This is a genomic window from Prochlorococcus marinus XMU1404 (assembly GCF_017696175.1).
Lineage (GTDB): Bacteria > Cyanobacteriota > Cyanobacteriia > PCC-6307 > Cyanobiaceae > Prochlorococcus_A > Prochlorococcus_A marinus_X.
The window spans coordinates 42,925-67,929 of the sequence record NZ_JAAORE010000002.1 but is presented as its reverse complement, the minus strand read 5'-3'; the positions used below and the strand labels follow the sequence as shown (position 1 = coordinate 67,929).

Sequence of the window (25,005 nt, the reverse complement as noted above, 5' to 3'; positions counted from 1 at the left end):
AAATTTTCTATTATGTTCCTAAAACTATTTATTTGTTTAAGTGAAATACATATTAAGCAGGATAATAATATTTATTTTCGTAGCTCTATGCATTAAACAAATGATTACTGTCTCAGGTCTTATTTAGTTATCAATTTAGAAGTATATTCAAGGTTTTACTTGTACCGATTCAATTAGAAAATCAGAAGCTGCTTTTAACCAATCAGCGACGGTAAGACGAAGGTCTGGTTGAGAATATACAAGCGCGACAATAATTCCAACTAAGATTATCTTTACCATGGCATTTCAAATATTCTTATGAATTAAAGCACACCTATTCAGTAAAAAGAAGTTTAAATTTATAAAAAATAGATTAATTAAAATTTCTCTAATTGATTAAATAAATATTCCACTCTTCTAAGATTTACACCTAAATCTGATTGCCCTAATCTTGCTGCAGATCTTATCTGAATAATTCCTTTTGATCTATCTACATAACTTCTTACATCAAGCTTCAAAATTTCGAGGTCATCTGGAAATCTAAAAATCAAACTTCTACAAACACCTCTCCAATAATTCCTTCCACTTTCAACAACTTCTGTACGAGGTAACCCTTCTGCCAGAGAAACAAGTTGAATAAACTTCTGATCAACATTGATTAGTTTCTTTTCTATTAGAACACTGTTTAATGGATTAGTTATAGGAGCAAGACCTTGGATGGAGGAAACCATATTTTTTTAAAACGATATGGATGTTCTAACCGATTTCACATCCAAAGTGAGAGAAAAAAGTAAAGAATTTTCCCATAAATTAGATCTATTTATAAAGATTCCTTATTTTGTGATCAAAACTCTAAAATTTAAGATTTTTAATTATTTTTTTTGATAGAGATGGTTGTCTACCATTTTTACTAGTTAGTTTCCTAACCCATAAAAAAACTCCTACGAACAAAAAAATTTCAACAATAATTCCAACCTTTAATAAACTCATTTTTTATCCTCTTTTTTCTTGTTTGTGCCCTCAATGCATGGAACAAGAATATTTAATAACCACTTTTTAAATACATTTAACGGTTTCACAATCTATTTACTTATCTTTTCTCCACAAACTCCTCCCTTTGATAAGATCTTCTATATTTGGCCAGGCTGCTATTAATTCTTTCAGTGCTTTTCTATTGGGAGTATATAAAACACAAGACAATGTACTTATTACATAAAGTATGAACCACAACTTACTTTCTGAATAAGCTAAAAACAAAGAGAAAAGAAAACTTCCAATAAAGAAAAAGAAAAATGTCCTATTTACAATCTCCAATGGAGTTCTTTTAAGCTTGTAAAATTTAGTCTTTTTACTACTTTGTTTAGTAACTTCTTGAAATTTACTTTCGTATGAATTAATTATTTCTTCCTCTAGAACTTTCTCGTACTCTAAGTTATCAATTGGATCACTATTATTCTTTTTACTTTTCATTGAAGTCACTTAAACATAAATATAGTAACTAATTTATTGGACTTTAAAAAGCATCAAATGTTTTCTCTCAACAGGAGCTATACAAAAAGATCATGGTTTTGAAAATATTTAAAAATTATCTTATTTATAAAAGATAAATTAGTCAAAATATTCTTTTTAATTTTCCCAAATCTTTCAATCATTTAAAAAAATCACTTATATAAACTTCATAGCATTTATTAAATTTGAAAGCAATATCTAAATCTAGAGTTAATATAGTTTAGAGATTTTAATAATAATCTATATGCAAAGGTATTTGATTTCCTACGAATTTACTGATGGCGAGGATCAAGAAGAAGGGGCAGAGATGCTGATTAATTGGTACGAATCAGGTGGTCCCCAAAACAGACCCGAAAACTATGAGGTTCATTCTTGGATTTTTATGGTTCAAAATGGGATTGGACATTCTGTAGTTAGTGCAGATTCACTTGAGACAATTTGGAAACAATGGCATCCATGGAGGAGATTAATGGATATCAGTATTCAGCCGTGCATGGATCTTGATGAGACAGTAGGATTATTCAAAAAACAAAAAATGAATACACGAATAGTCTAAGAGTATTTCTAATTACATTTATAAATTCCTTTTTAGTAGCAGACAATACTACATACATATTTCACTGCGTTAAAAAGGATAAGATTTATTTTCCATGATGAATGATTCTTATCACATTTACTTCAAAGGAGAAATTCTTTTCAAGAATTTAAGTAAAGATGAATTTGAATTTGTTTGGGGAAAACTTTATACATCCTATATAAATGCCCTAAATAAAGAGCTGACATACGAATTACTTAGCGAGAATATTAAAGAGCAATCATTTAACCTTGAGCCCTCTTACTAAATCAAAAATATCTAAAATTATGAATAAAACAAGAAAATTTGTTTCTCTTTTATTTTGAGATATTCTTTTTCTTCTTTAGTTATATCCAAACCTATTTTATTAGCCTCAATTTCGACATTTGAACTATATATTTCATAGTTTTGCTCTCTTTTAAATAGGGCAGCAATACCAATATCTGTTATGAACCAAATAAAGTGATCAGTTTCTCCAATTGGCTCCTTTTTTAAAGAGTCAAAAATCAAATCACTTGCTGAATCCATTTAATAGTTCTGTGAGGGATTTTAATTGCCTCCATTGCAATATCTTACTGCCTCGGAATTCGTACCACCATCTTCAATAATTTCGGCAACACATTTATTGAAAAGTTTAGACTCTTTTTTTACTGAACAGAATCCAAAAGCGATCGCAGCTAAAGCTATTGCAGATACGAAACTAGAACCAAGTTGTATAAAACCATAGGCAAACATAATGTTTTTCTTGCCAGAACATTTTTTTGAATCCTTTTTTTCTTTTTCCATTATAAATATCCAACTCATTTAAACGTATTTGATTAATCTTACATTTGGGAAATGTTGCCATAGAGAAAACCGAATCAAGACTTAATTTAAACAGATGAGATAAATTTTCAAAAATTCAAGTTTACTTTTATTTTTCTTAACTTTATTTGTCAATTTGATACATCATTCAAAAAAAATAATTAATTTTTTTTTTCAACACTAGTTTCAAGAAAAGATCCTTTTTATAAATATAAAAGTAATGATCCCACAGTTATAACAATAGATTTTGATGCCTTTTAAACTATATTTAAACTTTTCTTGATGAAGTATTAATACTTAGGAATTATTCCAGAAAAGCTTGTTTTGAACATGCTCCCCGAGAGTTATCCACTTTTTTAGTGTTTTTCAACAGGGTTTTCCACAATATGTTGATTAAATTAAATCTTCTATGTGCAAAATAAAATATTTTCTATTTTAAAAAAAATATATCCACATTTTGTTTTGATGATCATTAGGATTCAAGATGTCATTTTTTAAAAATTGATTTTTAAACTTATGCATCCCAATAAATTAAAAAAAAATTCGACTACTGAAATCAAAGAAAAACTTAAGAAATCAAAGTTTGATGTACTTACAAACGAAAATGATTTTTTAGTTAAAAACCTAAAAAAGGCTGGATAATCTCTAAGATTTACTAAATTATAATTTTGAAGAAACTTCTTAAATTAAAATTTTGTTCTGCTAAATGCAACAAATAATTTGTTTTTAAATATTTAAAATTACTTTATCAAATATAAATTTTCTATTAAAAATAAAAAATAGTAGTCCTACAATAAACATTAAAAAAAAATTTCAGTTATATTAGTTAAGTCTCAATCTGAGATCTGATAAGAAATATAAACGGTAAATTAATAGGGCTTATATTAATTATTTATTCACACCTATTACCTATATTTGAAAACTAGTCCCGGTTAAAAGATGAATACTCAAGAACTTAAAGTCAACTACACAAAGCTCTTAAACAAAGCTGCTAAAGCAAATGGACGTAAAGAAACAGTTTCTTACTTAAATCGTGCTGCTAAAGTCAAGTCAAAACTCTATTCAAATACTAAAGTAAATTGTTTTAGATGTAATGGAGCAGGTTTTCTAAGAATTTCATTAGATGAGACTAAAACATGTCTATCATGCTATGGGAAGGGTTTTTTAATTAAAGAAATTCAGCAGGTTTAAAACAAATTTAATTATTAATGAAAGATCTAATTCAAGCTCACAAAAAATTGATTAAAACAGTAAAAGAACAAATGGGGTTTTCAGATTATGGGATGTACTGGCTAGCTTTTTTAGAAGGGGGATTAACTATTTGGTTGCTAGATAGGATTTTTTTTCACTGGTTAAAGTTTTAATTTAGATTTAAAGAAAAATAATTATACAGGTATTAGATAAATTAATTTATCGAAAGCATTTAAAAGGTTGTAGCATGGTAAAAAACAAATATGCAATTACTCGGATTAATTCTTCTTCTAGCTAGTAGCTGGTATTTATGGAAATTGACATCAAACTTTCTTGATGAACCAACAAAGAAAGAGCTTTCAAATAGTTTTAATAACTTTAAAAATAAATTCTCTGAGGGGAAACAAAATTTCTCTAAAGCAAAAATAAGTGAAGCTTGGGAAAAATATAAAAAAGAAGGTGGAGCCTTATCTAATAAAAACAAAAACTAGTGGAATTTTTTATTATTACGAGCTTAACCAAAGATATTTCTAGAATTGATCTAATTGGTATTTTGATTGGTCATTTAATTTTTGGTGTTGCATTGACACAGCTTTTAGATTGGACGTGGTTGAAGAACCTTATGAGCGAGGAAGATAAAACAAGGATGCTTAAAAGTTATACATGGAAAGACTTATTAGTTGATGGAGCAATTGTTACGGTAGTTCTAGGAATAATCTTTTTGATAATTAGCATTTTTTTATAAATGAATGTAACTTACATCCTTTTAGTTTTTTTAATGATATCAATTGTAATTTTCTCTCAAATAATCAATTCCTCAGACAAAAATCAAAATAAATGACAGAAGTAACTAGTAACTCATCAACTGGGTGGTATTTAATTGCTTTGGTAAGCACATTATCATTTTTAGCCTTAATTTATTTCGGCCAAAAAAGATAGAGTGCATCTTGAAAGACTATTCAAATTCATTAAAAAAGCTCTGCAACTATCTAAGATGCAGAGCTTTTTATTATTAAGTGATTGATTTATATAAATCTATTGATGATAAAACCTTTTTTCTTAATAAAAGAAAAAGAGACCGATGAATGTGATGAAGATACTGAATTCACGGTCCCTTTAATAACCGCATTTTTCGGTAGATACGACAATGAATCACCTCCTTTACTAATGTTTTTTTAAAGATAACTTAAAGAATTAAACAAGAAAAGAAAATCGTCAAAAATTTAAAAGTTTTTTAACAAATTAACGATATAAATCTCTTCAATACAAAGGTAAAGATATTACCAAGGCAAAACTTCTCCGTTGACATGCCAAAACGTACCTGAGTTTTTTTTATTTAAAGAATCTATACGTTTTAAAATGCCATTTGCTGATTCTTCAGGACTAATTCCATTTCTTGTAAAGCCAGTCATTCTTGTACTCACTAACCCAGGATGCAAAATAGCTACATAAATATCTTCTTTTGATAAATCTATAGAAAGTGATTTTGCTGCCATGGATAAGGAGACTTTAGACATCCTGTAACCATAAGAACTTCCAGATTTATTATCTTCAATAGAGCCCATTCTACTTGTGATAAAAGCAACTTTAGAAGATCTTTTTAAAAGATGTTTAAGTGAATGAGTGATAAATATTGGGCTCAATGCATTGACTTCAAATTGACGCAAAATACTTTTTTTATCAAAGTTTTCGAAAGAATTAAATTCATAAATTCCTGCATTATGAATTAAGCAATCTAAATTAACTCCAGATAATTTTTTACACAAATTTGTGATCGACTCATCAGAAGAAATTTCTATATTCTCTTCAATTCTCACGCCTAAATCTCTAAGTTCTTTTGAAGCTTTCCTACACGTTGCAATTACATAATCTCCTCTCTTATGAATTTGCCTACATAATTCTAATCCAATACCCCTATTTGTTCCTGTAATTAAATAAGTCGGCATCTTTCAAGAAAAATTAAAAATTAATCTAGATCCAAATATAAAAAAAAACAAACTAGAAAAAGTAAAAAGTTATAAAATTCCTGATAAGATTTTTTAAGGTTATAATAATTATTGGCATTCAAAAGATCTTATACAAGAAAGCAAAGATATTTTTGTCATCAAGATTTAATTTATGGAAATTTTCAATCAAGAATTTATACAAGAGATTATTAGGTTAACCTGGAGAAATCCTGCTTTCATGGCTATAGCTATTGCATTAGTTTGGCTTATCCCACAATTATTTATCAGAAAAATAATGGCAAAAAAATATGAACAAAGAAAAATAGAAATTCAGAAAAATAAAATACAGAAGCTTTATCCAACCAATACTCTTAAATAAGATTTTAATTTAATAAGATGCTCTAATGAAAAATAATACTTTTTGCATCTAAGCTAAATATGAACTACAAGATAATTAGAATAGATGGGAAAGATGACGAATTAACTTCTCAAAGTTTTGATAAGTATTCAGATGCATACGATTTGTTAGAAGAACTATATGGCGATTTATGTTGTTCAGATGCTGATTATGGAGATATAACCTATTACGATATTGTGGAAAATAATTAAAACCATAATAATGGAGAACAAAAAATGGGTCGCCTCTCAAGAAGAAAATTTAGGGTTAATAACGAGTGTATATGAATCCATTAAAGAAGAGCTTTCAGAACTTAAAAAAGAAACAGGATGTCCCGATTCATTTATATATGATTTTATTGGCAATATTCAGAAAGAATGGCATCCTGAATCTTGCCACTCAAAAGTTAGAAATAAAAAAAGGAATAGTTAAAAAATTTATAATCCTCAACTCAAATATGTAAAAATTCATTAATATAATTTGGAGTTAAAAACATTAAAGCATGATTATTAGAATACTAGGTATCGTACTTATTCTTGGTACGATTGCATATTATGGATTAGTTTTTACTGGGCAAAGCAACCTTTAGTTTTCTTAACTTTTTTTAAATATCTCATGAAATGGCCTCCTACTCTTTGTTGGACATCACCAAAGACTATTAATGGCAATAGGCATTTTCAAGTTAAAGCTTATGGTGGTAAAAAAGAGGATAGATGGGTTGATATTTTTCCTGCCAAAAATAAAAAAGATATTAAAAGGATTTCATGGGAAAAACTAAAATCAGAATGGACTACTGGATGGTTCAGTCTCCCAAAAGATAAAGATTAATTTGTTTATGTAAACAAATATTATTAACCAGAAAAGTGTAAAAAATAATACCTAAAACAAAAAAAATAACTTCTAAAATTTTTAAAAAGCTGTTTAATATGAAGCCAGAACCGAAGAAAAAACTTCCTAATAAAAAAGTTATAAGTTCAGCAAAATTTGAGGCTAAAGAACAATTCACTAAATCAGCATTAGAAAATTTAAAAACAGAAAATGAAAGACTTGTAAATTCACTAAAAAAATCTGGGGAAATTAAAGAAGCAAAAAAAAAATAGACTTACAGTATTAAAAATTTTTTATTATCATAATATTTTATGAATTGAGAAATGATTGAAAAAATCTCTCTAGCTAACTCTCATTTACCTCAACTTATTGGGTTCGTGCTTATGTCAATAGGTTATACATTAGGTAATAAATTCTACCTTCCCGAAATAAAACAAAAGTAATAATAACTAGTTATAAAAATCATTTCTAACAAATAACATAAAAATATACTCCTATTAAATAAATCTTCAATACTCTATATGATCTAGAGAAATAAGACTTTAAAGCTAATTCTGTATTTCAACTGAAGCTACTCCTTACATATAGCTTACACATAAATGTAACATAATAGTCTTTTTAAGTCTGAAATCCAAAGAAAAGGTAAGGATTCATACTTATTTACTTTAGATATGTTACATTCGTTAATAATTCAAGTTAAATTTTCCTTTGTCAATAAAGCAGCTACGAGGAAATATTTGAAAAATACAAATGTCATTTACTTTTCTGACTTATCGATCACACATGAAATTAAAAAATGGATGCTCTTACTAGTTTTATAGTTGTTATTATCGCTATTACAATCCAATTCTCCTTATACGCAATCAAAAGGCTCCAAGAACCTTTAGAACCAAATTATTTGATAGATAAAAATTCAAAAAAAATTAACAACTATATGGGTAAATATTGGAAAAATGCCGAAATGACAAACGGTAGACTAGCTATGATTGGTCTTTCAGCATTAATAATAAACTATGGTTTTTTTGGGTGGATAATTCCAGGATTTATTTAAGCTTTCAATACTTTAAAAATTAAGAAAAAATAAATCTCTCCTTCAAAACAAACTCTCCCTTTAAAAAAAATAATCTTATTATATGTATAAAAAAATTGAGTAATTCTGATTTCGACAAAAATGGTGTTGACAGCTATGGAATACATTGGCTTCAATATGCTGCTTTTGCTGTCTCGGGTTTTGCTATATTTACGACTTGGGCATTTTTCTATGATGAAAGATTCCATACTTTCATAATGAACATTTTTAGAATTATTAACTGCAGTGGATTTAACTGTAATGGAGCTTATTAAAGTCTATGGCTAATCTAGATCAAAAAACAATATTAATTGATAATGCTTTTGAGGAAATAAAGAATATTTGTATAAATCTGCAAAAAGATACTGATGCCTCGAATTTAGAAGTGAAAAATATACTAAAACTGATTATGAACGAATGGGAAGAAAAGAAAGAACAAAAAACTGGCTTTGGATTTAGATTAAATTAGCCACTTTCTAAAAGTACCTTTGGCATAAAATTAGTTTTATATGAGCATATTTTTAAATTTATAATTTAATATTCCTAATTTCACATTTTCAAAAAAAAAAATAAAAAGGAATGAATCTCAAATAAAAGATTCATTCCAAATTTAGCATTAGTTTTATTTAGATTTAAATATTAGAATCTAACTCCTTTGGTGGACTGTCAATCATTAGATCCCTCCGATTCAACAAGTTAAACTTAAATCTTAATTATAAAGAAAGTAAATCAGTAAAAATGCTGATTTATTATTTTCTAAAATGTTTGAATTAAAGATGCTAATTCTGGTGCATCTAACAAAAGTGCAAAGAAAGTAAGCACAACTAATAGAAATATTGAAAAGTAAAATTGAATCATAATCATAAATTACTTAAAAAGATTTTTTGAAGTTGTATAAAATAATGCTTTGTTTACATAATTAAATCATCTCAACTTACTGAAGTTTAATTGAGAGAATAATTAAGAGGATCTAGGAGAAAATATTGTCCTATTTTTGCCCATACTCAAAACCTTTAAGTAAATGATCACCATATGGTATAACTTTTGGTGTATTGGACAAATCAAAATCTTAGCAAAAGTTTCTGTAGTGCTTTAGCGAAAGTGATTGCAAGTAATAAGAATCTTTGTACGTTTTCGTTTTAAGGTAAATTCTTTTAGATATTACCATTTTGATAGATTCACATTAATCATGATTACTGGAATTTACCAGTAACAATTTGCCAGCCTCCAGAAATTAATTCATTCCATGTTTCACAAGCACAATCAATAGAATGAAGTCTTGAGTTTTTAAGTTGGGCTGGTTCACCTAATTCATTTGAATAAAAAAGGTGAGTATATACTTTTAAGTTATTAGATAAAGATTTCTTATAACACTCAAAAAAAATTAATAAACCACCTTTTTGGTTAAACAACCAGCCAGCTGGGGGGTCAATAAGGCTGCCATGATAAAAATTAGCCCGAACATTAGCGACTCCTGATGTCATACATCTAATACAGTTGTACTATTAATATAAATGTACTATTGCCCAGCGTCAAGTATTCCTTTAAGTAATTATTTAAATTCGAAAATTATTTTCCGGATTAATCAAACGTAAACTTTTTATTTGGTAATGGTCTATACAAGTAACTCCTTCTTAAGGCAAATATTATTAAGTAGTAAATCCAAAAAATAAAATGTATAGAAATCCCTTCTATTTAGGATGGAATAAAGGTTGGTCATTTCTATTTTTTTTAGAAGGTGGCATTGCAAAAATTGAAGCGAAAGGTTTTGGTATATCTATTACAACAAAAATTGAGAAAGGAGAATCACCATTTGAATCTGCAGATAGATTAGTCTCGAAAGAACAGAGGATTAGAAAATCAAGATATTATTCTTGGGTTAGATCTATTAATGAAAAACAATAAATTAAGGTACTTCAATTACTAAAGTAATTTGTTGACAATCAACTTAAAATAGAAGTTAGTTATTTATCTTCCGTGTCCAATAAATTTTATAAATGGTGGGAAAACCACAGAAAAGTTTTAACCTATGGGGCTTTTATCGTCTTGTTTGGTTTTTATTTATCTCCTATTGTCAAAGAAGCAAAATATAAAAACCAATGCATTAAGTACTCCACTAAAGGAGCATTAACTAAATTTAATAAAGACGATATCGGAGAAACTTTATTAAAAGAAACAGGTTTGAAAATTGATGAACTAGCGAAGATTGAAGGTTATAAGAATTGCAAAAATTAAAAAGTTTGAAAAATTACGCTGACTTTTTAAATGATTAAGGTTATTCTTAAACTTATTTTAGTAATATTTTTATTTGGAATTATATCAATAAGTCCAAAAACAAGATATGTGGCTGGCATATCTCTTAAACAGATTTCTTCGTTTCTTTTATGGACTGTTAAATATGAAGATAGAGAAAAATGGATCATAGATAAACCAAATTGGATGCCTATTTAAAAACTTAAGCCATCTTATTAAATGAAGACTTATTTAGAAGAGCGAATTGAATGGTATGAAGATAATTATAGAAATGGGAATGCTTTAATTTCTGATAAGCAGTTCGACCAACTTGAAAAGAATTTATTGAGAATTAACCCCAATTGTGATTACTTCAGAAGGAAAAATAAACTAGTTTTACCTTCATTAGAAAAGGGTTCAGTTGATGAATTTTTGAAAGGATTATTAGCAGATACTAGATTATTAATTGAACCTAAAATTGATGGTTGTGCTGTTGCTTTGCAATACATTAATGGAAACTTGGAGAAAGCAATTTCAAGAAAAGGAAGTAACGTTACTAGTAAACTTATAAAATTTCAAAACATTCCAAATAAACTCTCTTTAAGAGGAGTTCTTCAAGTTAGAGGGGAATTATACGCACCCAATCAAAGTCCACATATCTCTCAAAGAATCGCCTCTAGATTTCTCAGAGCTAAAGAAGGATTTTCTGAAAGCCTTAGCTTCTGTGCATTTCAAATAATTAATTCAAAACTTAACCAATATGAGTCCAAAAAGTGTCTTTCTAAACTTGGCTTCACGATACCAGAAGATATTTCATGCAACTTTACGAGCCAAGTTAAAGTATTTAGAAAACAATGGCTAGAGGGGAAGCTATTTAGGAAATATCCAACAGATGGGATAGTAGTAAAGATAAATTCTAGAAAATTACAATTAATTAGAGAAAAATCAAATTTAGATTATCCTTATTGGCAAATGGCAATAAAAAGTTAATGGAATTAGTTCATCAGATTTTTCCTACTTGGCATATTTATTTGGACTTGTTTTTGGTTGGTTTTGGAACTTACGGTTTTCTTAGAATTAAGAAAAAAATAAAAACTAAATAATGTTTTTAAATCATCCGTGGTCCTTAAGCATGGATTTAAGTTGTTCTCTGTCTAATTGTTCAAGATAATTTCTCATTGCCAACCAAGATCTTCTGCTTTCTAACTTTCCACTTTGCTTAAATAAATTTGCGGAAACTTGATCTATCAATTCTTTATGAGTCATATTTATATTCTTCATCAAGTTCAATGACAATACCATTAAAAAATTCTGCTAATAATTTTGATGGGTCTTGCATAGATATCTTTCTATGTGCTTTTGATAGTTTCTTTTTGATTGGGTTTAGGTTAGTCATACTGATTCAGGTAATTCAAGTTCTTCAAAAGTCCAACCTTCTAATTGAAGGTCATGCCATTTATCCCAGGCATTATCCAGATATATTTGAGTGGATGATTTAATTGCCATTGGCTCACCAAGATCATTTGCATAATATGTATGAGCAAAAATTCTCATACTATTTCTTGGAGATTTTTTATTCCTTGTAAATAAAATTAATCTGCTGCGGTCTGGACTAAGCAACCAACCACTTGGGGACTCATTACGATAACCGTAAGAAAAATTAGTCCAAACATTAGCTCCTCCTAAAGTCATTTCTTAGTAATACAAGTGTACTATTAATATAAACGCATTAGAAATGGATAGTCAAGTATTTTGGCAAACAAATTATTTACACTGATAGAGAACAAAAAAATCTCGGCTATTCCTAAAACATAAAATACCTACCAAAAGCCAGTTATAGTGAGCATTTGATAGGTAATACCGGATCCCCGTCAGTTCTCTGCTGCATCGACCTGGAAATGCCAGAAGAGGATTCAAAGTGGGCTTTCGTTTCCGATTACAAGATCGGTTTACTACCGCATCACGACAGTCTCCTCATGTCGAAAGAGAGTCAGATCAGAGCACATAAAGAAGAACTTAACCAAAGATCCAGTAACCTAACTCTAACTTATTTTTTTATGCATTTGGAGATGGCCATATGTCTCTTACCATAGTTAATAAAACTTGAGCTTCATCATATCTTTCTGAATGCGTTTTACCATTTAATAAAAATGTGATGTGAGCCATTTTTCTTCCCAGAATTTCGCGAGATTTGCCATAAGAATGAATATTAGAACCCTCAATTTCAGATAACATTTTAATTCTGGTCTCCATTGAGATTGGGAAATTCTTTCTTAATCCCAGTAGATTTATCATAATTGCCCCTTCACAGTTCATTTTAATTTCAGGCGGCATCATCCCAGAAGAAATACAAACATATTGATCAAACTGACTTGAAGTACAAGCTTCAATAGAGAAATGAGCTGAGTTATGTGTTCTAGGAGCTATTTCATTAACTAAAAGACCATTGTCTCCATAGAAGAATTCAATAGCCAAAACTCCAACGTAATTAAGTTCATTGACTATTGAAGAGAAAATATTTATTGCAAATAAGTTCAAATCATATTCATTTGTTCCAGGTGCAAGAACCCAATCACAAACATGGTTTGATTGGAATGTCTCAACGATTGGAAAGAATCTTATCTTACCGGTCCTATCTCTCGAACCAACAAGAGCTAATTCCTTTTCATACTCTATCCATTCTTCTATTAACCATTCATCAGAATTATTTTCTTTTAAAAAAGAATCTAAATCTTCTTTTGTCTTTATTTTTCTGTTCCCTTTACCGTCATATCCACCTTTATTTGATTTTGCCATTAGAGGAAAAGTCCAATTATTGATTTCTTCATCCGAGAGATTTTTAAAATCTTCAATACTTATCCATTTTGGGCATGGGATATTCATTCTATCTATTAATTTTTTTTGAGAAAATCTATCTACTAATGGCTTAATTGCATTAAGGCTTGGAACAAAAATATCCTTATTGTCAATTAAATTTAATTTATCAATTTTTATCCATTCATTTTCAAAAATTATTTTTTCACACTCATTAATTAATGATTTATTACCTCTTATTTTTAAAGGATCAGCTTCTATGACATGATCTGCTTTTGAACCAGCAGGATCATCACAAGATTTTGTTTGCACACATACTTCTAAATCTCTTTTTTGTGCTGCCTCGGTTAGCATCAAAGCTAGTTGACCACCACCAATTATTCCTAGGGAATAATTTTTCTTAATATCGTTTATATTTTTTTTAAAACTCATAGCATGATTTTATTACCATTTCTAATTCTTAACAACTGATTTTTTAAGTATCTAGAGCTTAGATTTTGCTAATATATAAAGTATTTAATACCAAATATTTATAAATTTTCACTAGGTAATCAATTGTGAATAAGAGAAAAATACTAGTCCCATTAGGTGATAAGTCATACGAAGTAACTCTAGAAGCAGGGATACTGAATAATATCAGCGAAGAACTTTTAAAAATTGGAATAACAAAGAATAGAAAAATACTTGTGATTTCAAATGAAGAAATATCAAATTTGTATGGAGAAAAATTCCTAAATAATTTAAAAGAGAATCAATTTCAGGCCAAAATGTTCCTCATCAAGGCTGGAGAATCATATAAAAACTTAAAAACCTTAAGTGAAATATATGATGTTGCATTTGAATTTGGCTTAGATAGAAATTCAATAATTATTGCCCTTGGAGGAGGAATTGTTGGAGATGTAAGTGGCTTCGCAGCTGCCACTTGGCTGAGAGGTATCGAATATATTCAGATTCCAACAACATTATTATCAATGGTTGATTCATCTGTGGGAGGAAAAACAGGAGTAAATCATCCAAAAGGTAAAAATTTAATTGGAGCTTTTAATCAACCTAAAGCAGTTTTTATTGATCCAGAAACTTTAAAAAGTTTGCCCAAAAGAGAATTTAATGCAGGCATGGCCGAAGTAATAAAATACGGAGTAATAAGAGATAAAGAACTTTTTGAATACTTAGAAATTGAAAATAACAAAAATGAACTTATAAATCTCAAGAATGATTATCTAATTAAAATAATTAATAGTTCAATAAAAACAAAGTCTCATATCGTTTCTCAAGACGAACATGAGAATGGTGTTAGAGCAATATTGAATTATGGTCATTCTTTTGGTCATGTTATTGAAAATTTATGTGGATACGGCAAATTTCTACATGGTGAGGCAATATCAATTGGTATGAATATTGCGGGGGAAATAGCAATTGAGAAAGGGTTATGGTCTAAAGAAGAATTAGAAAGACAGAAGAATCTTTTGAGGAGTTACAATCTTCCTACCGCGATCCCACAAATAAATAAAGAAGACGTTCTTAAAATACTTATGGGCGATAAAAAAGTTCGTGATGGCAAAATGAGATTTATATTACCGAAAGGAATTGGTGAAGTGGATATATATGATGACGTAGAGGATGCATTATTTTTAAAGTTTTTTTCTTAACGCAAACAGGTTGAATTTATATTCATTCCCTTCTCCTTAAATTTATTAAAAACAAACCACTTAAAATCACCTAGACTTACAGGATCTACGAGTCTAAGTAATGCCTCTCTTCTTAAAAGAGCATTTGACAAATCCTCCTTAAATTCCCTCTGAATTCCATAAAGTCTCTCTGCCAATCCAAGTGCCAACAAAGCCTCTCCTTGTTTGGTTATTCCAACAGTATTAAATCCAAGAGTCTCAGCATCATTAATTAAAGTTTCTATGCACACATGAGATGTTAAGTCGCAATATCCAGGAGAATCTAGTACATTATTATTCATTTTTTGATTTTCATAAGAAACTATCGTCCCATCAGAATTCTTAGAGTTATAGTATTTTTTAGCTTCTTTAGCGTAATCAATTATCAATAAAATACCATTATTGATTTTTCCATAAATAGCTTCTAACCATTTTGAATTATCTACATGCCATTCGGTTGTCCATCCTTCAATAGCATCTACAGGCGGGATAGTGATTCCCAACTCACTTTTAGCAAGTTCAATACTTTTTCCCAATTCACTTGTAATTGGCATTTCATCAAAAAATAATTTATTTGAATTTTTGTCTACAGAAACCGCTTGTCGAAGTAATTTTCCTTTTGAGAAGGTTATTCTCTCTACTGGCAGAGCATCTAAAACCTCATTCGCAACAACTATTCCATTTATATTATTTTCTTCTACTTCTTCCAAACCTTTCCACAAAATATCAATACCTAAATTTAAAAATTCCTCCAATTTATTTTTTTGTTTTTCTACCATCCCTTCATTAGGTTCAATAATTACAAAAGAAACTCCTTCCAAAAAATTCTTACTATTTTCTAAGAAATATTTAATTAATCCACTCATAAAGCTTCCATCTCCAGCTCCAAATTCAATTACAGCTAATTTCTGATTACATAAAAAACTACTTTTGAACTGAATTAACCAATCTTCTATCTGTCTACCAGCCAAAAAAGCAAAGTCATCAGATAAAGAGGGTGATGTGACGAAATCCCCTCGAACGCCTAACTCAGCTTTTCCGCTGCCGTAATAACCATTAATAGGATCATTTAAAACAAAATTCATAAAGTCATAAAAACTTATAGTGCCTCCCATTTTTTTTATTTTTTTTACTAACCAATCCGGATTATTCGCAGGTAAGCTATTCATCGGCGAAAATATAAAAAGATAAAACTTATTTATGCCTACAAAGATTAACTATTTATTGGGAATATTTCTATCCATATTAGTTTTAATTTCACAAAAACCCGTTTTCGCTATAAATAATCCAAATCTCTTACCAGAAGTAAAAACTCCAGTAATTGATTTAGCTAAAACGTTAAGCCCTAATCAAAAAAAATCTTTAGAGGACAAACTCAATAATCTAGAAATTGAAAGTGGGTGGAAAATTAAATATTTATCTCAGTTTGAGAGTTCTCCTGGTAGTGCAATAAAGGACTATTGGGATTTAGATGAGACAAGTTTATTGATAGTCGCAGATCCTAGAGGAGGAAATTTACTTAACTTTAACGTCGGAGAGGCTTATTTTAATTTTATGCCAAGGTTATTTTGGGTTGAACTTCAAACAAGATTTGGTAATCAATATTATGTAAAAGATCACGGTGAGGATGGCGCAGTATTAGATGCAATTAATTCCGTAAAGATTTGCCTTGAGAGAGGAGGGTGTCAAGTTGTCCCTGGCCTACCCAAAGAACAATATATATGGACGTTATGTACATCTATTCTTGGAGGTTTAGTAGCAGGTTTCGCTTCTGCCCCAAGAAAAGAAGGTCAAGTCATATCAATTGGATTTTTAGCTCTTCTTTCTCCTTTATGGGGAATGTTATTTGGAATTTTTGGTTTGGCACCGATAATATCCAGAACGAATGATTTATTACCATTATTTAAAAATGGTTTAGCTTTTACAGCTGCAGGAATTGCAGGTTATATCTTGTCTCAAACATTATTTTCAAGATATGAAAAGCCCAAAAATACTTAAAATATGATCCAAAATATCTAAATCTTAAAAAATTTCTCTTCTTCACAAATTTCACCAGACTCTGAATACCATCGATGAGAAACATGTCTTAATTCCTTTTTTTCAAACTCAATCCATGAAAAGTTAATTAGTAATTTCCCGTCTTCATCAGTTTTATATCTTGGCACTACAGCAGTGTTGAAATAAATCGTTCCTTTGGTATCTATCTTAAACATCTCTCTTAAACCAAGATTTCTTTTAAGCCGATTGTGCATATGACCAAAAATTACAAGATCAACTTTTCTTCTCTTTTGTATTTTAGAAATAGCCACAGACAAATCTCTATCTCCCCAATCTAAAGAGGGTAATTTCCAGTCTTTCCCACAAATGCTTTTAGGTTCTGAGCCTAAACCCGAAGGGCCAGCATGAGACATAATTATTAAAGGTATATTTTCAACAGTCTTTTCCGAACATTTGATAATTTTATTAATTGAATCTTGTTCAGTGATAGGTCCATAAACACCTTTAACTTCTTTAGAAAGATAATAGCCTCCGCCAGAACTACATGGTCTTGCAGATAGTAAATTTATTTGATTATTAAAAACTTTCAAATCCCATGCACAATATTTTCCACCAAGAACACGTATCTGCTTTGAGAGAGTTTCGCCTGTAGAATCCTTCCCTCTATCATGATTTCCTAAAATCACAAAAGTAGGAATTCTGATCTCATTTATTTTTTTAATTATTTTGACACTCCCATCAGAAATATCACCAACAAATAAAACAATATTCGGTTTAATAATCGATAAAACTTTCAAGTCTGATTCAGACCATTGACCATGACAGTCACCAACAATAGCAATTTTTAAATTTGTCAGAATTTTTTCTGGTTAAAGGCATATAATCTATTTAGAGATATTCTAAATCCTGACCAGTATAACTTCTACTGCAAAACAGAAATCAGTTCAAAACGAAGAGGATTTGATTTCTGAAATAAAGGAGCGTTGCAAAAAAGCTAATGCAATTATTCTTGCGCACTATTATCAAGCCCCAGAGATTCAGGAAATTGCAGATTTTATTGGCGATTCATTAGATCTATCTAGAAAAGCAGCAAATAATGATGCAGATATAATCATTTTTTGCGGGGTACACTTTATGGCTGAAACCGCAAAAATTCTTAGCCCAAATAAAATTGTTCTATTACCAGATATTGACGCAGGATGCTCATTAGCAGACGATTGTCCCTCAGATAAATTTCAAAAGTTCAGGGAAGAAAATCCAGATCACTATGTAGTAAGTTATATAAATTGCACTGCAGAAGTAAAAGCGCAAAGTGATCTTATATGCACAAGTAGTAATGCAGTCTCATTAATTAAAAAGATACCTAAAGATAAAAAGATAATATTTGCACCGGATCAGAACCTTGGGAGATGGGTACAGAAAAATTCAGGAAGAAATCTTAAATTATGGCCTGGCAGTTGTATTGTTCATGAATCATTTAGTGAAGAAGCACTACTAAAACTAAAATACCAAAATCCAGGATCAAAAGTAATTGCTCATCCTGAATGTAGTCAAAATTTACTACTTCTCTCGGACTTTATTGGATCAACAAGTAAACTGCTTGATTTCGTAAGTAAAGATTCATCTAAAACTTACATGGTATTAACTGAACCTGGAATAATCCACCAAATGAAGAAGAAAGAACCTAACAAAATTTTTATTGAAGTCCCCGACATAGAAGGTTGTAAATGTAACGAGTGTCCATATATGAAATTAAATACTTTAGAAAAAATTCTTGATTGTCTGAAAAATAATTACCCGTCAATCGAACTTGACTCAGAAATAATAAAAAGAGCCTATGTACCAATTAAGAGAATGTTAGATATGAGTAATTAATTAAAAGAAAATACTTTATTTTCCTTATTAATTTTTAGGAACGCATTAAGGTTTGTAGTTTTTGGATTAAATTCACTTATCTGATTATTTCTTTTAATTATATTTACTAGCTCTTTTTCACCAGTTCTATATTGGTTATCTCTTCTGGTCCCAATCTCCCTTTGAAGAATAGGGTTGATATTCATTCGTACCTCTATGTCTGGGATAATTCCAGATCTATTTATATCCGTTCCATTTGGAGTAAGATACTTAGCTACGGTGACAGTCAGTCCTGAGCCATCAACTAAAGTTCGCATAGATTGAACTAGACCTTTGCCGAAAGTTTTCTTTCCAACTAATTTTCCTCTTCTGTTATCTTTTATTGCACCAGCAACTATTTCGCTAGCACTGGCAGAACTCTCGTTAACTAAAACAATTAAGGGCTTATCAGTTAGAGCTTGCCCATTTCCTCTTTTTATTTCTTTAGAACCATCTTTACTTAAAGTACTAACTATTATTCCTTTATTAATAAAGTGCCTAGATATATCAATGCTTGATTCTAATAATCCCCCAGGATTACTTCTTAAGTCAAGAACATATCCTGCAACTTGTTTTTTTTCTAAATCTTTAATAGCATTTCTCGTCTCTCTTGAGGCATTTGCATTAAATTGTTTAATTCTTAAATAACCAATTAATAATCCGTTATTGGTTTGATTTACTTTACTTGAAACAGATTTTATTGCAATCTTTTTTCTTAATAAAACCTTAAAAAATGTTCTTGAACCTCTAAGAATTTCTAGCTTTACTTTAGTACCTCTTTTCCCCCTTATTAATTTCACTGCATCCTCTATATTCATCCCTTTAGTTGAAATATCATCTATGGATAATATTCTGTCTCTTGCCTTTATCCCTGCATCATAAGCAGGACCATCCTCTATAGGGGAGACGATAATTAAATCATCAGATTCTTTATCTTTAACTATTTGGATACCAACTCCAGTTAATTCACCCGAAGTATCAATTCTCATCTGGTTAAATTCTTTAGGCTCTAAGAATCTTGTGTAGGAATCATCCAAGTTTGAGAGCATATCTCTAATCGCATCATATGCTTCTTCACTGTTAGAGTATTTTTTTGATAAAAATTTTTTTCTTAACTCAATCCAATTAGACTTTTTAAAGTTACCATTTGAATCAAGAAAATCTCTATATACAATTTGCCATACATGATCAATTACTTCTTTATGACTATTATTTAATACTGTTGCCTCAGCAAAATTATTAAAATATATACATGATGTAGTTGTCGCAAAAAAAATTATTAAATTCTTTCTTAGCAATTTATTTACCTTCAAAGGATCTAGATTTCTTAATGGTATAAAAATTTCATTTAAAATGACAAAATTTAATTAATCCTTAAGGATCAATCCACTTTCCATCATCCTTAATTAGCTGAATTAAAGCATTAACACCCTCATCTTCAGGTACTCTTTTTATTTCTTCTTTCCTCCTATATAAAGCAATAGTTCCCTTTCCTTTCCCCACATAGCCATAATCAGCATCTGCCATTTCTCCAGGTCCGTTTACTATGCATCCCATTATTGCTATATCTAAACCCGTCAAATGTGAAGTGGCGTTCCTAACTTTGTCTACAACTTCTTCTAAATTGAAAAGTGTTCTCCCACAGCTAGGGCAACTGATGTATTCAACCATTGTTTTTCTTAATCCTAAAGATTGCAAAATTGAATAGCACACTGGTATTTCCTTTTCTGGAGCTTCTGTTAAGGAAACCCTGATGGTATCTCCTAATCCCTCTGCTAAAAGCGTTCCAATTCCAGCAGTACTTTTAATCCTTCCATAATCACCATCACCAGCTTCGGTCACTCCTAAATGTAAGGGATAGTTATATCCTTCTGAGTCAAGCCTATCTGCAATCATTCTGTAAGCTGCCATCATGACCGGAGCCCTAGAAGCTTTCATAGAAATAATTATGTTATGAAAATCAAGCTCATCACAAATTTTGACGAACTCCATCGCAGATTCTGTCATTCCTAATGGCGTATCTCCATAAGTAAAAAGCATCCTCTCAGATAGAGACCCATGATTTACTCCAATCCTTAGAGCTTTGTTTTCAGCCTTTAAAACTTCAACTAAAGGGGTAAATCTTTTAAGTATTGTTTGCTTAATAGTTTCAAATTCCTCATCTGTATATTCAGTTCTTGTAGGGTCTGATTTTTCAAAAACAAACAATCCAGGATTAATTCTTACTTTATCAACATGTTTTGCAACTTCCATTGCAATTTTCATACCATTATGGTGAACATCAGCCACCAAGGGGGTATTTATATTATTTTCTAGTAATTTTGCCTTTATATCTCCTACTGCTTTGGCATGTGCTAAGGAAGGGACAGTTAACCTTACTATTTCACAACCCACATCATGAAGTCTTTTGATAGCTAAGTAAGCATTTTCGACATCCATAGTATCTTCATTTATCATCGATTGAACTCTTACTGGATAATCACTTCCAATAGCTATATCACCCACCATTACTGTTCTAGTTATCCTTCTCTCAATATGAGTTGAATATCTTTTGGAGAGACTATTAACCTCTTTAGATTGAGTTAATGACATTAAAATTCTTGATATTCAAAAAGGATTTCACTAAATTATACGGCATATAGTTTACCACTTACATTCTCTAGGTCTTTCAAAGTTAGATGGTAAGGTTTATTGATTTCTTTTGAAGGAAATCTCAACAAATAAGATGGATGAAAAATTACCATAATTTCTCTCCCATCTTTTTTAATCCATTGACCTCTTAAATTACTTATAGGATCTTTAACTTCTAAAATAGCTGTCATGGCAGTAGAACCAGTAAGTAATATAAATTTTGGATCGACTAACTTTATTTGCTGTAATAACCAAGGTTTATGAATATTAATTTCTCTAGCCGTGGGTTTTCTATTATTTGGTGGACGACATTTAATTACATTACAAAAATAAACATCCTTCTTATAATCAATTCCAGCTTGTACTAATAATTCGTTTAATAACTTACCAGATTTACCTACATAAGGTTTTCCTTCTAAATCTTCCTGGGCTCCAGGTGCCTCACCAATTACTAACAAATCTGCAAATACACTTCCTCTCCCAATTACTAACCTTTTCACCGAAAATAAAACTTTAAATATTTTTATCTTAAGAACTCAAAACATGAAAATAAAATAGATTAAGAAAATGAACTAAATTAAACCATAGTGTGATAGTTTTATTTATTCTTAATTTATGCATTTGTCATATTTGAAAAGTCATAAGTCAATGAGTCAAGTTAATTTATCTGATCGGGCACTTTCAATTGAGCCTTCTCTTACATTGCAGATAAGTGCTAAAGCAAATCAATTATCTGCAGAAGGAGTAGATATTTGCAATTTAAGTGCAGGTGAACCTGATTTTGATGCCCCAAAAGAAGTTATAGAGGCTACAAGTAAAGCTATATTTGATGGATTTACAAAGTACGGGCCCGCAGCGGGGAATTTAGATCTCCGAAAAGCAATTGCAAATAAACTTCAAATTCAAAACGATTTAAATTATGAATTTGAAAATGTAATGGTCACAAATGGTGCTAAGCAAGCAATATATAATCTTTTCCAAGTATTGTTAAATACTGGAGACGAAGTTATTATTCCCTCTCCATATTGGTTAAGTTATCCCCAGATGGTTAGATTGGCGGGTGGGAAGCCAATTTTTACAAATTCTTCTGCAGAAGATGGATTCAAAATAAATATAGAAGATTTGAAGTCTAAAATCTCTTCAAAAACTAAATTTATAATTATCAATTCTCCGAATAACCCTACTGGAAGAGTTATGTCAAAGGAAGAATTATTACAAATTGCCGATTTAGCTAGAGAAAATCCAAATATCAATATTCTTTCTGATGAGATTTACGAACTAATCCTTAAAAAAGAATTTAAACACTACAGTTTATCTTCATTAGCAAATGACTTAAAAGATAGAATTTTTATAATAAATGGGTTTGCGAAAGGATGGGCCATGACTGGCTGGAGGATAGGTTATTTAATAGGTCCCAAAGATGTAATCAAAGCATCCTCAGCATTACAAAGTCAAAGTACAAGTAATGTTTGCTCCTTTGTTCAAAAAGGTGCTTTAGAGGCTTTAAAAATTAATAATGAGTATTTCTCAATGATAAATAGCTATTATGATCAAAGAAGAAGACTTCTCTATGAGGGCCTTAATAATATAAATGGGATTTATATTGAAGAACCTAACGGAGCATTTTACGCATTTCCAAAATTACCCAACTCCTCAATTACTTCTGTTGATTTCTGCAATAAAGCTCTTCAAGATTACGGATTAGTTGTTGTACCTGGAAAAGCTTTTGGAGCTGATCAATGTATAAGAATATCTTGTGCAGCTTCAGAAATTAAAATAAAAGATGGACTACAAAGGATTGAAAAAGCAATCTCTGAATACTATTAATTTAACTAAGTTATGTTTAACTTAAAGAATTTCCTACTAAGTTCATCTCTATTATTTTCTGTTTTTTCATCACCTGTATTTTCAAATCCCAAAGTTTTAAAAGTTGGAGCAATACCTGATCAAAACCAAGATGTTTTGGACAAAAGATTTAATTTATTTTCAAAAGAATTATCCAAACAACTTGCTGTAGAAGTTAAATACATTCCTGTTATTAATTATGTTGCAGCAGTAACTGGATTTAGAACTAAAGATTTAGATTTAGTTTGGTTTGGCGGTTTATCAGGAGTTCAAGCAAGATTACAAACACCTAATTCAATTGTCATAGCTCAAAGAGATATCGATAAGGAATTTAAAAGTGTTTTTATAGTAAACAAAAATTTAGAACTTAACTCAATTTCAAACATTAAAGGACTTAAAAAACTAAAGAATTTAAGATTTACTTTTGGCTCTGAAAACTCAACTTCTGGAAGATTAATGCCAGAATATTTTTTAAATCAAGCAGGAGTAGAAATCAAAAACTTTAAAGGCAAAAAAGCAGGTTTTAGTGGGAGTCATGATGCCACTATAGCTTTAGTCAATAGTGGGGCGTTTGATGCTGGAGCTTTAAATAAACAAGTATGGAGAAACACTCTTAAAAATAATCCCAAAAGGGCAAGTAATTCAGAATTATTCTGGATCACCCCAGAATTTGTTGACTATCATTGGATTGCTCAAGGGGATCTTGACAATCGATTCGGGGAAGGGTTTACAAACAAACTTAAATCAGTAATTTTAGATTTAGATATAAAGCAAAAATCACATAAACAGATATTAGATATGTTCAATGCAAAAAGATTTATAAAGGCAGAATCAAAACAATATAAAAATATAGAGGAAATCGGGAGGAAATTAAATAAAATTAGATGAATAATACTGTATTAGAATTAAAAAACATATCTTATAAATACAAAAATGATCTGATCCTAAATAAAATAAATCTAAAAATAAATTCTGGGGAAAAAATTGCACTTTTAGGTAAAAGCGGTTCAGGAAAAACTACTCTTATATCAGTACTTAATGGCACTATAAAGCCAACTCAAGGTGAGGTTAAATTATTCAACGAAAGTTTCGAGGAATTAGATAGAAAGCAGAAAAGTAAAATAACAACAATATGGCAAGATTTAAGATTAATAGAAGATCTCTCTGCAGAACAAAATGTTAATTGTGGACTACTAGCGGAAAACAATTTTTATTTCGCTTTTAAAAATTTACTAAATATAAGTTCTTTTAAGAAGGCGCATAAATATATGAAATTATGTAGACTTCATAACTCTATTTACGACAAAAAAATCAGAAAACTATCTGGGGGGCAAAAACAAAGGGTGGCTATAGCTAGATCATTAATTCAAGAATCAAATATATTACTTGCAGATGAGCCTTTTAATAATCTAGATCCCAAATTGATAACAACAATTAAAAACCTAATGCTAGAAAGTGTCAATAAAAATGATACAAAAAAATCCCCAAAGACGGTATTAGTTGCATTACATCGATTAGATTTGCTGAACGATTTCGATAAAGTTATTGGAATAAGGGATGGTAAAATTTTTTTCAATATCAAAAGAAATAACTTAAAAAAGATTCATGTAGAGAAAATATATTAATTA

At 29.9% G+C, this 25,005-nt stretch carries 43 protein-coding genes and 1 other RNA gene; 26 read left to right on the top strand and 18 right to left on the bottom strand.

Annotated elements, in window-relative coordinates; all coding sequences use genetic code 11:
- Window positions 1–147: 147 nt before the first annotated feature.
- From HA144_RS09560 to HA144_RS03980, 4 genes are all read right to left on the bottom strand, one after another.
- Window positions 148–279, bottom strand: a complete 132-nt coding sequence (locus tag HA144_RS09560; RefSeq protein ID WP_011818220.1) for a hypothetical protein — start codon at window positions 277–279, stop codon at window positions 148–150.
- A 77-nt stretch (window positions 280–356) separates the two neighbouring features.
- A complete protein-coding gene (locus tag HA144_RS03990) occupies window positions 357–710 on the bottom strand; it encodes a DUF1499 domain-containing protein (RefSeq protein WP_209042739.1) in 354 nt (117 codons plus the stop codon).
- Window positions 711–831: 121 nt separating this feature from the next.
- Window positions 832–969, bottom strand: coding sequence for a hypothetical protein (locus tag HA144_RS03985; protein ID WP_209042737.1), 138 nt, complete (start codon window positions 967–969; stop codon window positions 832–834).
- Between the two features lie 96 nt (window positions 970–1,065).
- Window positions 1,066–1,449: a DUP family protein gene (locus HA144_RS03980; protein WP_209042735.1), complete on the bottom strand. Its 384-nt coding sequence runs from the start codon at window positions 1,447–1,449 to the stop codon at window positions 1,066–1,068.
- 283 nt (window positions 1,450–1,732) lie between these two features.
- Between HA144_RS03980 and HA144_RS03975 the strand changes: the two genes are divergently transcribed.
- Together HA144_RS03975 and HA144_RS03970 are read left to right on the top strand one after the other, a co-directional pair.
- Window positions 1,733–2,044 carry a DUF3303 domain-containing protein gene (locus HA144_RS03975; protein ID WP_011818215.1) on the top strand — a complete coding sequence of 104 codons (312 nt, stop codon included), beginning with the start codon at window positions 1,733–1,735 and terminating at the stop codon, window positions 2,042–2,044.
- A 97-nt stretch (window positions 2,045–2,141) separates the two neighbouring features.
- Window positions 2,142–2,330: a hypothetical protein gene (locus HA144_RS03970; RefSeq protein ID WP_245152831.1), complete on the top strand. Its 189-nt coding sequence runs from the start codon at window positions 2,142–2,144 to the stop codon at window positions 2,328–2,330.
- Window positions 2,331–2,347: 17 nt separating this feature from the next.
- Here HA144_RS03970 and HA144_RS03965 read toward each other — a convergent pair whose 3' ends face one another.
- Both HA144_RS03965 and HA144_RS03960 read right to left on the bottom strand, forming a co-directional pair.
- Entirely contained in the window at window positions 2,348–2,590 is a 243-nt protein-coding gene (locus HA144_RS03965) for a hypothetical protein (RefSeq protein WP_209042730.1), read from the bottom strand.
- 21 nt (window positions 2,591–2,611) lie between these two features.
- On the bottom strand, window positions 2,612–2,848 hold the full coding sequence (locus HA144_RS03960) for a hypothetical protein (RefSeq protein WP_209042729.1): 237 nt from the start codon (window positions 2,846–2,848) through the stop codon (window positions 2,612–2,614).
- Between the two features lie 534 nt (window positions 2,849–3,382).
- Between HA144_RS03960 and HA144_RS09555 the strand changes: the two genes are divergently transcribed.
- From HA144_RS09555 to HA144_RS03935, 6 genes are all read left to right on the top strand, one after another.
- Entirely contained in the window at window positions 3,383–3,508 is a 126-nt protein-coding gene (locus HA144_RS09555; RefSeq protein ID WP_280634250.1) for a hypothetical protein, read from the top strand.
- A 297-nt stretch (window positions 3,509–3,805) separates the two neighbouring features.
- Complete coding sequence (locus tag HA144_RS03955; RefSeq protein ID WP_209042727.1) at window positions 3,806–4,057, top strand: molecular chaperone DnaJ; 252 nt, start codon at window positions 3,806–3,808, stop codon at window positions 4,055–4,057.
- 17 nt (window positions 4,058–4,074) lie between these two features.
- Window positions 4,075–4,230: a hypothetical protein gene (locus tag HA144_RS03950; RefSeq protein ID WP_012007524.1), complete on the top strand. Its 156-nt coding sequence runs from the start codon at window positions 4,075–4,077 to the stop codon at window positions 4,228–4,230.
- Between the two features lie 90 nt (window positions 4,231–4,320).
- Entirely contained in the window at window positions 4,321–4,548 is a 228-nt protein-coding gene (locus HA144_RS03945; protein WP_209042725.1) for a hypothetical protein, read from the top strand.
- Window positions 4,548–4,802: a hypothetical protein gene (locus HA144_RS03940; protein WP_209042723.1), complete on the top strand. Its 255-nt coding sequence runs from the start codon at window positions 4,548–4,550 to the stop codon at window positions 4,800–4,802. The genes HA144_RS03945 and HA144_RS03940 overlap by 1 nt, the downstream gene beginning before the upstream one ends.
- A gap of 296 nt (window positions 4,803–5,098) precedes the next feature.
- Window positions 5,099–5,236 carry a hypothetical protein gene (locus HA144_RS03935; protein WP_209042722.1) on the top strand — a complete coding sequence of 46 codons (138 nt, stop codon included), beginning with the start codon at window positions 5,099–5,101 and terminating at the stop codon, window positions 5,234–5,236.
- A gap of 101 nt (window positions 5,237–5,337) precedes the next feature.
- On the opposite strand, the gene HA144_RS03930 is transcribed toward HA144_RS03935, so the two are convergent.
- Entirely contained in the window at window positions 5,338–6,003 is a 666-nt protein-coding gene (locus tag HA144_RS03930; protein WP_209042720.1) for an SDR family oxidoreductase, read from the bottom strand.
- Window positions 6,004–6,175: 172 nt separating this feature from the next.
- On the opposite strand from HA144_RS03930, the gene HA144_RS03925 reads away from it, so the two are divergent.
- From HA144_RS03925 to HA144_RS03890, 8 genes are all read left to right on the top strand, one after another.
- Complete coding sequence (locus tag HA144_RS03925) at window positions 6,176–6,382, top strand: hypothetical protein (protein ID WP_209042718.1); 207 nt, start codon at window positions 6,176–6,178, stop codon at window positions 6,380–6,382.
- A 59-nt stretch (window positions 6,383–6,441) separates the two neighbouring features.
- Window positions 6,442–6,612 (top strand): hypothetical protein, encoded by a 171-nt coding sequence (locus HA144_RS03920; protein ID WP_209042716.1) that lies wholly within the window; start codon window positions 6,442–6,444, stop codon window positions 6,610–6,612.
- A 10-nt stretch (window positions 6,613–6,622) separates the two neighbouring features.
- A complete protein-coding gene (locus HA144_RS03915; RefSeq protein WP_209042714.1) occupies window positions 6,623–6,832 on the top strand; it encodes a hypothetical protein in 210 nt (69 codons plus the stop codon).
- Between the two features lie 183 nt (window positions 6,833–7,015).
- Entirely contained in the window at window positions 7,016–7,228 is a 213-nt protein-coding gene (locus tag HA144_RS03910) for a TIGR02450 family Trp-rich protein (protein WP_209042712.1), read from the top strand.
- A 98-nt stretch (window positions 7,229–7,326) separates the two neighbouring features.
- A complete protein-coding gene (locus tag HA144_RS03905; protein WP_209042710.1) occupies window positions 7,327–7,500 on the top strand; it encodes a hypothetical protein in 174 nt (57 codons plus the stop codon).
- Window positions 7,501–8,024: 524 nt separating this feature from the next.
- Window positions 8,025–8,279, top strand: coding sequence for a chlorophyll a/b-binding protein (locus HA144_RS03900; RefSeq protein WP_209042708.1), 255 nt, complete (start codon window positions 8,025–8,027; stop codon window positions 8,277–8,279).
- A 95-nt stretch (window positions 8,280–8,374) separates the two neighbouring features.
- Window positions 8,375–8,572: a hypothetical protein gene (locus HA144_RS03895; RefSeq protein ID WP_209042690.1), complete on the top strand. Its 198-nt coding sequence runs from the start codon at window positions 8,375–8,377 to the stop codon at window positions 8,570–8,572.
- A gap of 5 nt (window positions 8,573–8,577) precedes the next feature.
- Complete coding sequence (locus HA144_RS03890; protein ID WP_209042688.1) at window positions 8,578–8,766, top strand: hypothetical protein; 189 nt, start codon at window positions 8,578–8,580, stop codon at window positions 8,764–8,766.
- Between the two features lie 724 nt (window positions 8,767–9,490).
- Here the strand turns inward: HA144_RS03890 and HA144_RS03885 are convergent.
- The gene (locus HA144_RS03885; RefSeq protein ID WP_209042686.1) at window positions 9,491–9,781 is read right to left on the bottom strand and encodes a DUF1651 domain-containing protein; all 291 of its coding nucleotides are present in this window, start codon (window positions 9,779–9,781) and stop codon (window positions 9,491–9,493) included.
- Window positions 9,782–9,971: 190 nt separating this feature from the next.
- Between HA144_RS03885 and HA144_RS03880 the strand changes: the two genes are divergently transcribed.
- The 4 genes from HA144_RS03880 to HA144_RS03865 all read left to right on the top strand — a co-directional run bounded on the left by HA144_RS03880 (window position 9,972) and on the right by HA144_RS03865 (window position 11,519).
- Complete coding sequence (locus tag HA144_RS03880; RefSeq protein ID WP_209042684.1) at window positions 9,972–10,202, top strand: hypothetical protein; 231 nt, start codon at window positions 9,972–9,974, stop codon at window positions 10,200–10,202.
- 72 nt (window positions 10,203–10,274) lie between these two features.
- Window positions 10,275–10,532, top strand: a complete 258-nt coding sequence (locus HA144_RS03875) for a Notch domain-containing protein (protein ID WP_209042682.1) — start codon at window positions 10,275–10,277, stop codon at window positions 10,530–10,532.
- A gap of 30 nt (window positions 10,533–10,562) precedes the next feature.
- Window positions 10,563–10,748, top strand: coding sequence for a hypothetical protein (locus HA144_RS03870; protein WP_209042680.1), 186 nt, complete (start codon window positions 10,563–10,565; stop codon window positions 10,746–10,748).
- Window positions 10,749–10,769: 21 nt separating this feature from the next.
- Window positions 10,770–11,519, top strand: coding sequence for an NAD-dependent DNA ligase (locus HA144_RS03865; protein ID WP_209042678.1), 750 nt, complete (start codon window positions 10,770–10,772; stop codon window positions 11,517–11,519).
- Window positions 11,520–11,642: 123 nt separating this feature from the next.
- Here the strand turns inward: HA144_RS03865 and HA144_RS03860 are convergent, their stop codons facing one another.
- The 5 genes from HA144_RS03860 to HA144_RS03840 all read right to left on the bottom strand — a co-directional run bounded on the left by HA144_RS03860 (window position 11,643) and on the right by HA144_RS03840 (window position 13,775).
- Entirely contained in the window at window positions 11,643–11,795 is a 153-nt protein-coding gene (locus HA144_RS03860) for a hypothetical protein (protein WP_209042676.1), read from the bottom strand.
- Entirely contained in the window at window positions 11,785–11,925 is a 141-nt protein-coding gene (locus tag HA144_RS03855; protein ID WP_209042674.1) for a hypothetical protein, read from the bottom strand. The genes HA144_RS03860 and HA144_RS03855 overlap by 11 nt, the downstream gene beginning before the upstream one ends.
- Entirely contained in the window at window positions 11,922–12,221 is a 300-nt protein-coding gene (locus tag HA144_RS03850; protein WP_209042672.1) for a DUF1651 domain-containing protein, read from the bottom strand. The genes HA144_RS03855 and HA144_RS03850 overlap by 4 nt, the downstream gene beginning before the upstream one ends.
- Before the next feature lie 161 nt (window positions 12,222–12,382).
- Window positions 12,383–12,567, bottom strand: a non-coding RNA gene (ssrS, locus tag HA144_RS03845) — 6S RNA.
- A 17-nt stretch (window positions 12,568–12,584) separates the two neighbouring features.
- Window positions 12,585–13,775: a 5-(carboxyamino)imidazole ribonucleotide synthase gene (locus HA144_RS03840; RefSeq protein ID WP_209042670.1), complete on the bottom strand. Its 1,191-nt coding sequence runs from the start codon at window positions 13,773–13,775 to the stop codon at window positions 12,585–12,587.
- 125 nt (window positions 13,776–13,900) lie between these two features.
- Here HA144_RS03840 and aroB point away from each other — a divergent pair, with 125 nt between their 5' ends.
- Window positions 13,901–14,992, top strand: a complete 1,092-nt coding sequence (aroB, locus tag HA144_RS03835) for a 3-dehydroquinate synthase (protein WP_209042668.1) — start codon at window positions 13,901–13,903, stop codon at window positions 14,990–14,992.
- Here the strand turns inward: aroB and HA144_RS03830 are convergent.
- On the bottom strand, window positions 14,989–16,179 hold the full coding sequence (locus HA144_RS03830) for an SAM-dependent methyltransferase (protein WP_209042666.1): 1,191 nt from the start codon (window positions 16,177–16,179) through the stop codon (window positions 14,989–14,991). The two genes, aroB and HA144_RS03830, sit on opposite strands and share 4 nt — an antisense overlap.
- Before the next feature lie 31 nt (window positions 16,180–16,210).
- Here HA144_RS03830 and HA144_RS03825 point away from each other — a divergent pair, with 31 nt between their 5' ends.
- Window positions 16,211–17,008 (top strand): TPM domain-containing protein, encoded by a 798-nt coding sequence (locus tag HA144_RS03825; protein ID WP_209042664.1) that lies wholly within the window; start codon window positions 16,211–16,213, stop codon window positions 17,006–17,008.
- Window positions 17,009–17,025: 17 nt separating this feature from the next.
- On the opposite strand, the gene HA144_RS03820 is transcribed toward HA144_RS03825, so the two are convergent.
- A complete protein-coding gene (locus HA144_RS03820) occupies window positions 17,026–17,805 on the bottom strand; it encodes a TIGR04168 family protein (RefSeq protein WP_245152830.1) in 780 nt (259 codons plus the stop codon).
- Between the two features lie 118 nt (window positions 17,806–17,923).
- Here HA144_RS03820 and nadA point away from each other — a divergent pair, with 118 nt between their 5' ends.
- Entirely contained in the window at window positions 17,924–18,883 is a 960-nt protein-coding gene (nadA, locus tag HA144_RS03815; RefSeq protein ID WP_209043225.1) for a quinolinate synthase NadA, read from the top strand.
- Here the strand turns inward: nadA and HA144_RS03810 are convergent.
- The 3 genes from HA144_RS03810 to HA144_RS03800 all read right to left on the bottom strand — a co-directional run bounded on the left by HA144_RS03810 (window position 18,880) and on the right by HA144_RS03800 (window position 22,032).
- Window positions 18,880–20,214: a S41 family peptidase gene (locus HA144_RS03810; RefSeq protein ID WP_209042662.1), complete on the bottom strand. Its 1,335-nt coding sequence runs from the start codon at window positions 20,212–20,214 to the stop codon at window positions 18,880–18,882. The two genes, nadA and HA144_RS03810, sit on opposite strands and share 4 nt — an antisense overlap.
- Window positions 20,215–20,275: 61 nt before the next feature.
- Window positions 20,276–21,493: a (E)-4-hydroxy-3-methylbut-2-enyl-diphosphate synthase gene (gene ispG, locus HA144_RS03805; RefSeq protein WP_011818179.1), complete on the bottom strand. Its 1,218-nt coding sequence runs from the start codon at window positions 21,491–21,493 to the stop codon at window positions 20,276–20,278.
- A gap of 35 nt (window positions 21,494–21,528) precedes the next feature.
- Entirely contained in the window at window positions 21,529–22,032 is a 504-nt protein-coding gene (locus HA144_RS03800) for a uracil-DNA glycosylase (RefSeq protein ID WP_209042660.1), read from the bottom strand.
- Window positions 22,033–22,180: 148 nt separating this feature from the next.
- Between HA144_RS03800 and HA144_RS03795 the strand changes: the two genes are divergently transcribed.
- Genes HA144_RS03795 through HA144_RS03785 form a run of 3 tightly spaced genes read left to right on the top strand, consistent with a single transcriptional unit; the run spans window position 22,181 to window position 25,002 of the window.
- Window positions 22,181–23,359 carry a pyridoxal phosphate-dependent aminotransferase gene (locus tag HA144_RS03795; protein WP_209042658.1) on the top strand — a complete coding sequence of 393 codons (1,179 nt, stop codon included), beginning with the start codon at window positions 22,181–22,183 and terminating at the stop codon, window positions 23,357–23,359.
- Window positions 23,360–23,371: 12 nt separating this feature from the next.
- Complete coding sequence (locus HA144_RS03790) at window positions 23,372–24,265, top strand: putative selenate ABC transporter substrate-binding protein (RefSeq protein ID WP_209042656.1); 894 nt, start codon at window positions 23,372–23,374, stop codon at window positions 24,263–24,265.
- The gene (locus HA144_RS03785; protein WP_209042654.1) at window positions 24,262–25,002 is read left to right on the top strand and encodes an ATP-binding cassette domain-containing protein; all 741 of its coding nucleotides are present in this window, start codon (window positions 24,262–24,264) and stop codon (window positions 25,000–25,002) included. Before HA144_RS03790 ends, HA144_RS03785 begins: the two co-directional genes overlap by 4 nt.
- Window positions 25,003–25,005: the final 3 nt, after the last annotated feature.

Coding starts and splice junctions, on each gene's coding strand:
- HA144_RS09560 (WP_011818220.1), bottom strand. CDS start 279: ATGGTAAAGATAATCTTAGTTGGAATTATTGTCGCGCTTGTATATTCT.
- HA144_RS03990 (WP_209042739.1), bottom strand. CDS start 710: ATGGTTTCCTCCATCCAAGGTCTTGCTCCTATAACTAATCCATTAAAC.
- HA144_RS03985 (WP_209042737.1), bottom strand. CDS start 969: ATGAGTTTATTAAAGGTTGGAATTATTGTTGAAATTTTTTTGTTCGTA.
- HA144_RS03980 (WP_209042735.1), bottom strand. CDS start 1,449: ATGAAAAGTAAAAAGAATAATAGTGATCCAATTGATAACTTAGAGTAC.
- HA144_RS03975 (WP_011818215.1), top strand. CDS start 1,733: ATGCAAAGGTATTTGATTTCCTACGAATTTACTGATGGCGAGGATCAA.
- HA144_RS03970 (WP_245152831.1), top strand. CDS start 2,142: ATGAATGATTCTTATCACATTTACTTCAAAGGAGAAATTCTTTTCAAG.
- HA144_RS03965 (WP_209042730.1), bottom strand. CDS start 2,590: ATGGATTCAGCAAGTGATTTGATTTTTGACTCTTTAAAAAAGGAGCCA.
- HA144_RS03960 (WP_209042729.1), bottom strand. CDS start 2,848: ATGGAAAAAGAAAAAAAGGATTCAAAAAAATGTTCTGGCAAGAAAAAC.
- HA144_RS09555 (WP_280634250.1), top strand. CDS start 3,383: ATGCATCCCAATAAATTAAAAAAAAATTCGACTACTGAAATCAAAGAA.
- HA144_RS03955 (WP_209042727.1), top strand. CDS start 3,806: ATGAATACTCAAGAACTTAAAGTCAACTACACAAAGCTCTTAAACAAA.
- HA144_RS03950 (WP_012007524.1), top strand. CDS start 4,075: ATGAAAGATCTAATTCAAGCTCACAAAAAATTGATTAAAACAGTAAAA.
- HA144_RS03945 (WP_209042725.1), top strand. CDS start 4,321: ATGCAATTACTCGGATTAATTCTTCTTCTAGCTAGTAGCTGGTATTTA.
- HA144_RS03935 (WP_209042722.1), top strand. CDS start 5,099: ATGATAAAACCTTTTTTCTTAATAAAAGAAAAAGAGACCGATGAATGT.
- HA144_RS03930 (WP_209042720.1), bottom strand. CDS start 6,003: ATGCCGACTTATTTAATTACAGGAACAAATAGGGGTATTGGATTAGAA.
- HA144_RS03925 (WP_209042718.1), top strand. CDS start 6,176: ATGGAAATTTTCAATCAAGAATTTATACAAGAGATTATTAGGTTAACC.
- HA144_RS03920 (WP_209042716.1), top strand. CDS start 6,442: ATGAACTACAAGATAATTAGAATAGATGGGAAAGATGACGAATTAACT.
- HA144_RS03915 (WP_209042714.1), top strand. CDS start 6,623: ATGGAGAACAAAAAATGGGTCGCCTCTCAAGAAGAAAATTTAGGGTTA.
- HA144_RS03910 (WP_209042712.1), top strand. CDS start 7,016: ATGAAATGGCCTCCTACTCTTTGTTGGACATCACCAAAGACTATTAAT.
- HA144_RS03905 (WP_209042710.1), top strand. CDS start 7,327: ATGAAGCCAGAACCGAAGAAAAAACTTCCTAATAAAAAAGTTATAAGT.
- HA144_RS03900 (WP_209042708.1), top strand. CDS start 8,025: ATGGATGCTCTTACTAGTTTTATAGTTGTTATTATCGCTATTACAATC.
- HA144_RS03890 (WP_209042688.1), top strand. CDS start 8,578: ATGGCTAATCTAGATCAAAAAACAATATTAATTGATAATGCTTTTGAG.
- HA144_RS03885 (WP_209042686.1), bottom strand. CDS start 9,781: ATGACATCAGGAGTCGCTAATGTTCGGGCTAATTTTTATCATGGCAGC.
- HA144_RS03880 (WP_209042684.1), top strand. CDS start 9,972: ATGTATAGAAATCCCTTCTATTTAGGATGGAATAAAGGTTGGTCATTT.
- HA144_RS03870 (WP_209042680.1), top strand. CDS start 10,563: ATGATTAAGGTTATTCTTAAACTTATTTTAGTAATATTTTTATTTGGA.
- HA144_RS03865 (WP_209042678.1), top strand. CDS start 10,770: ATGAAGACTTATTTAGAAGAGCGAATTGAATGGTATGAAGATAATTAT.
- HA144_RS03860 (WP_209042676.1), bottom strand. CDS start 11,795: ATGACTCATAAAGAATTGATAGATCAAGTTTCCGCAAATTTATTTAAG.
- HA144_RS03855 (WP_209042674.1), bottom strand. CDS start 11,925: ATGACTAACCTAAACCCAATCAAAAAGAAACTATCAAAAGCACATAGA.
- HA144_RS03850 (WP_209042672.1), bottom strand. CDS start 12,221: ATGACTTTAGGAGGAGCTAATGTTTGGACTAATTTTTCTTACGGTTAT.
- HA144_RS03840 (WP_209042670.1), bottom strand. CDS start 13,775: ATGAGTTTTAAAAAAAATATAAACGATATTAAGAAAAATTATTCCCTA.
- HA144_RS03830 (WP_209042666.1), bottom strand. CDS start 16,179: ATGAATAGCTTACCTGCGAATAATCCGGATTGGTTAGTAAAAAAAATA.
- HA144_RS03825 (WP_209042664.1), top strand. CDS start 16,211: ATGCCTACAAAGATTAACTATTTATTGGGAATATTTCTATCCATATTA.
- ispG (WP_011818179.1), bottom strand. CDS start 21,493: ATGTCATTAACTCAATCTAAAGAGGTTAATAGTCTCTCCAAAAGATAT.
- HA144_RS03795 (WP_209042658.1), top strand. CDS start 22,181: ATGAGTCAAGTTAATTTATCTGATCGGGCACTTTCAATTGAGCCTTCT.
- HA144_RS03790 (WP_209042656.1), top strand. CDS start 23,372: ATGTTTAACTTAAAGAATTTCCTACTAAGTTCATCTCTATTATTTTCT.
- HA144_RS03785 (WP_209042654.1), top strand. CDS start 24,262: ATGAATAATACTGTATTAGAATTAAAAAACATATCTTATAAATACAAA.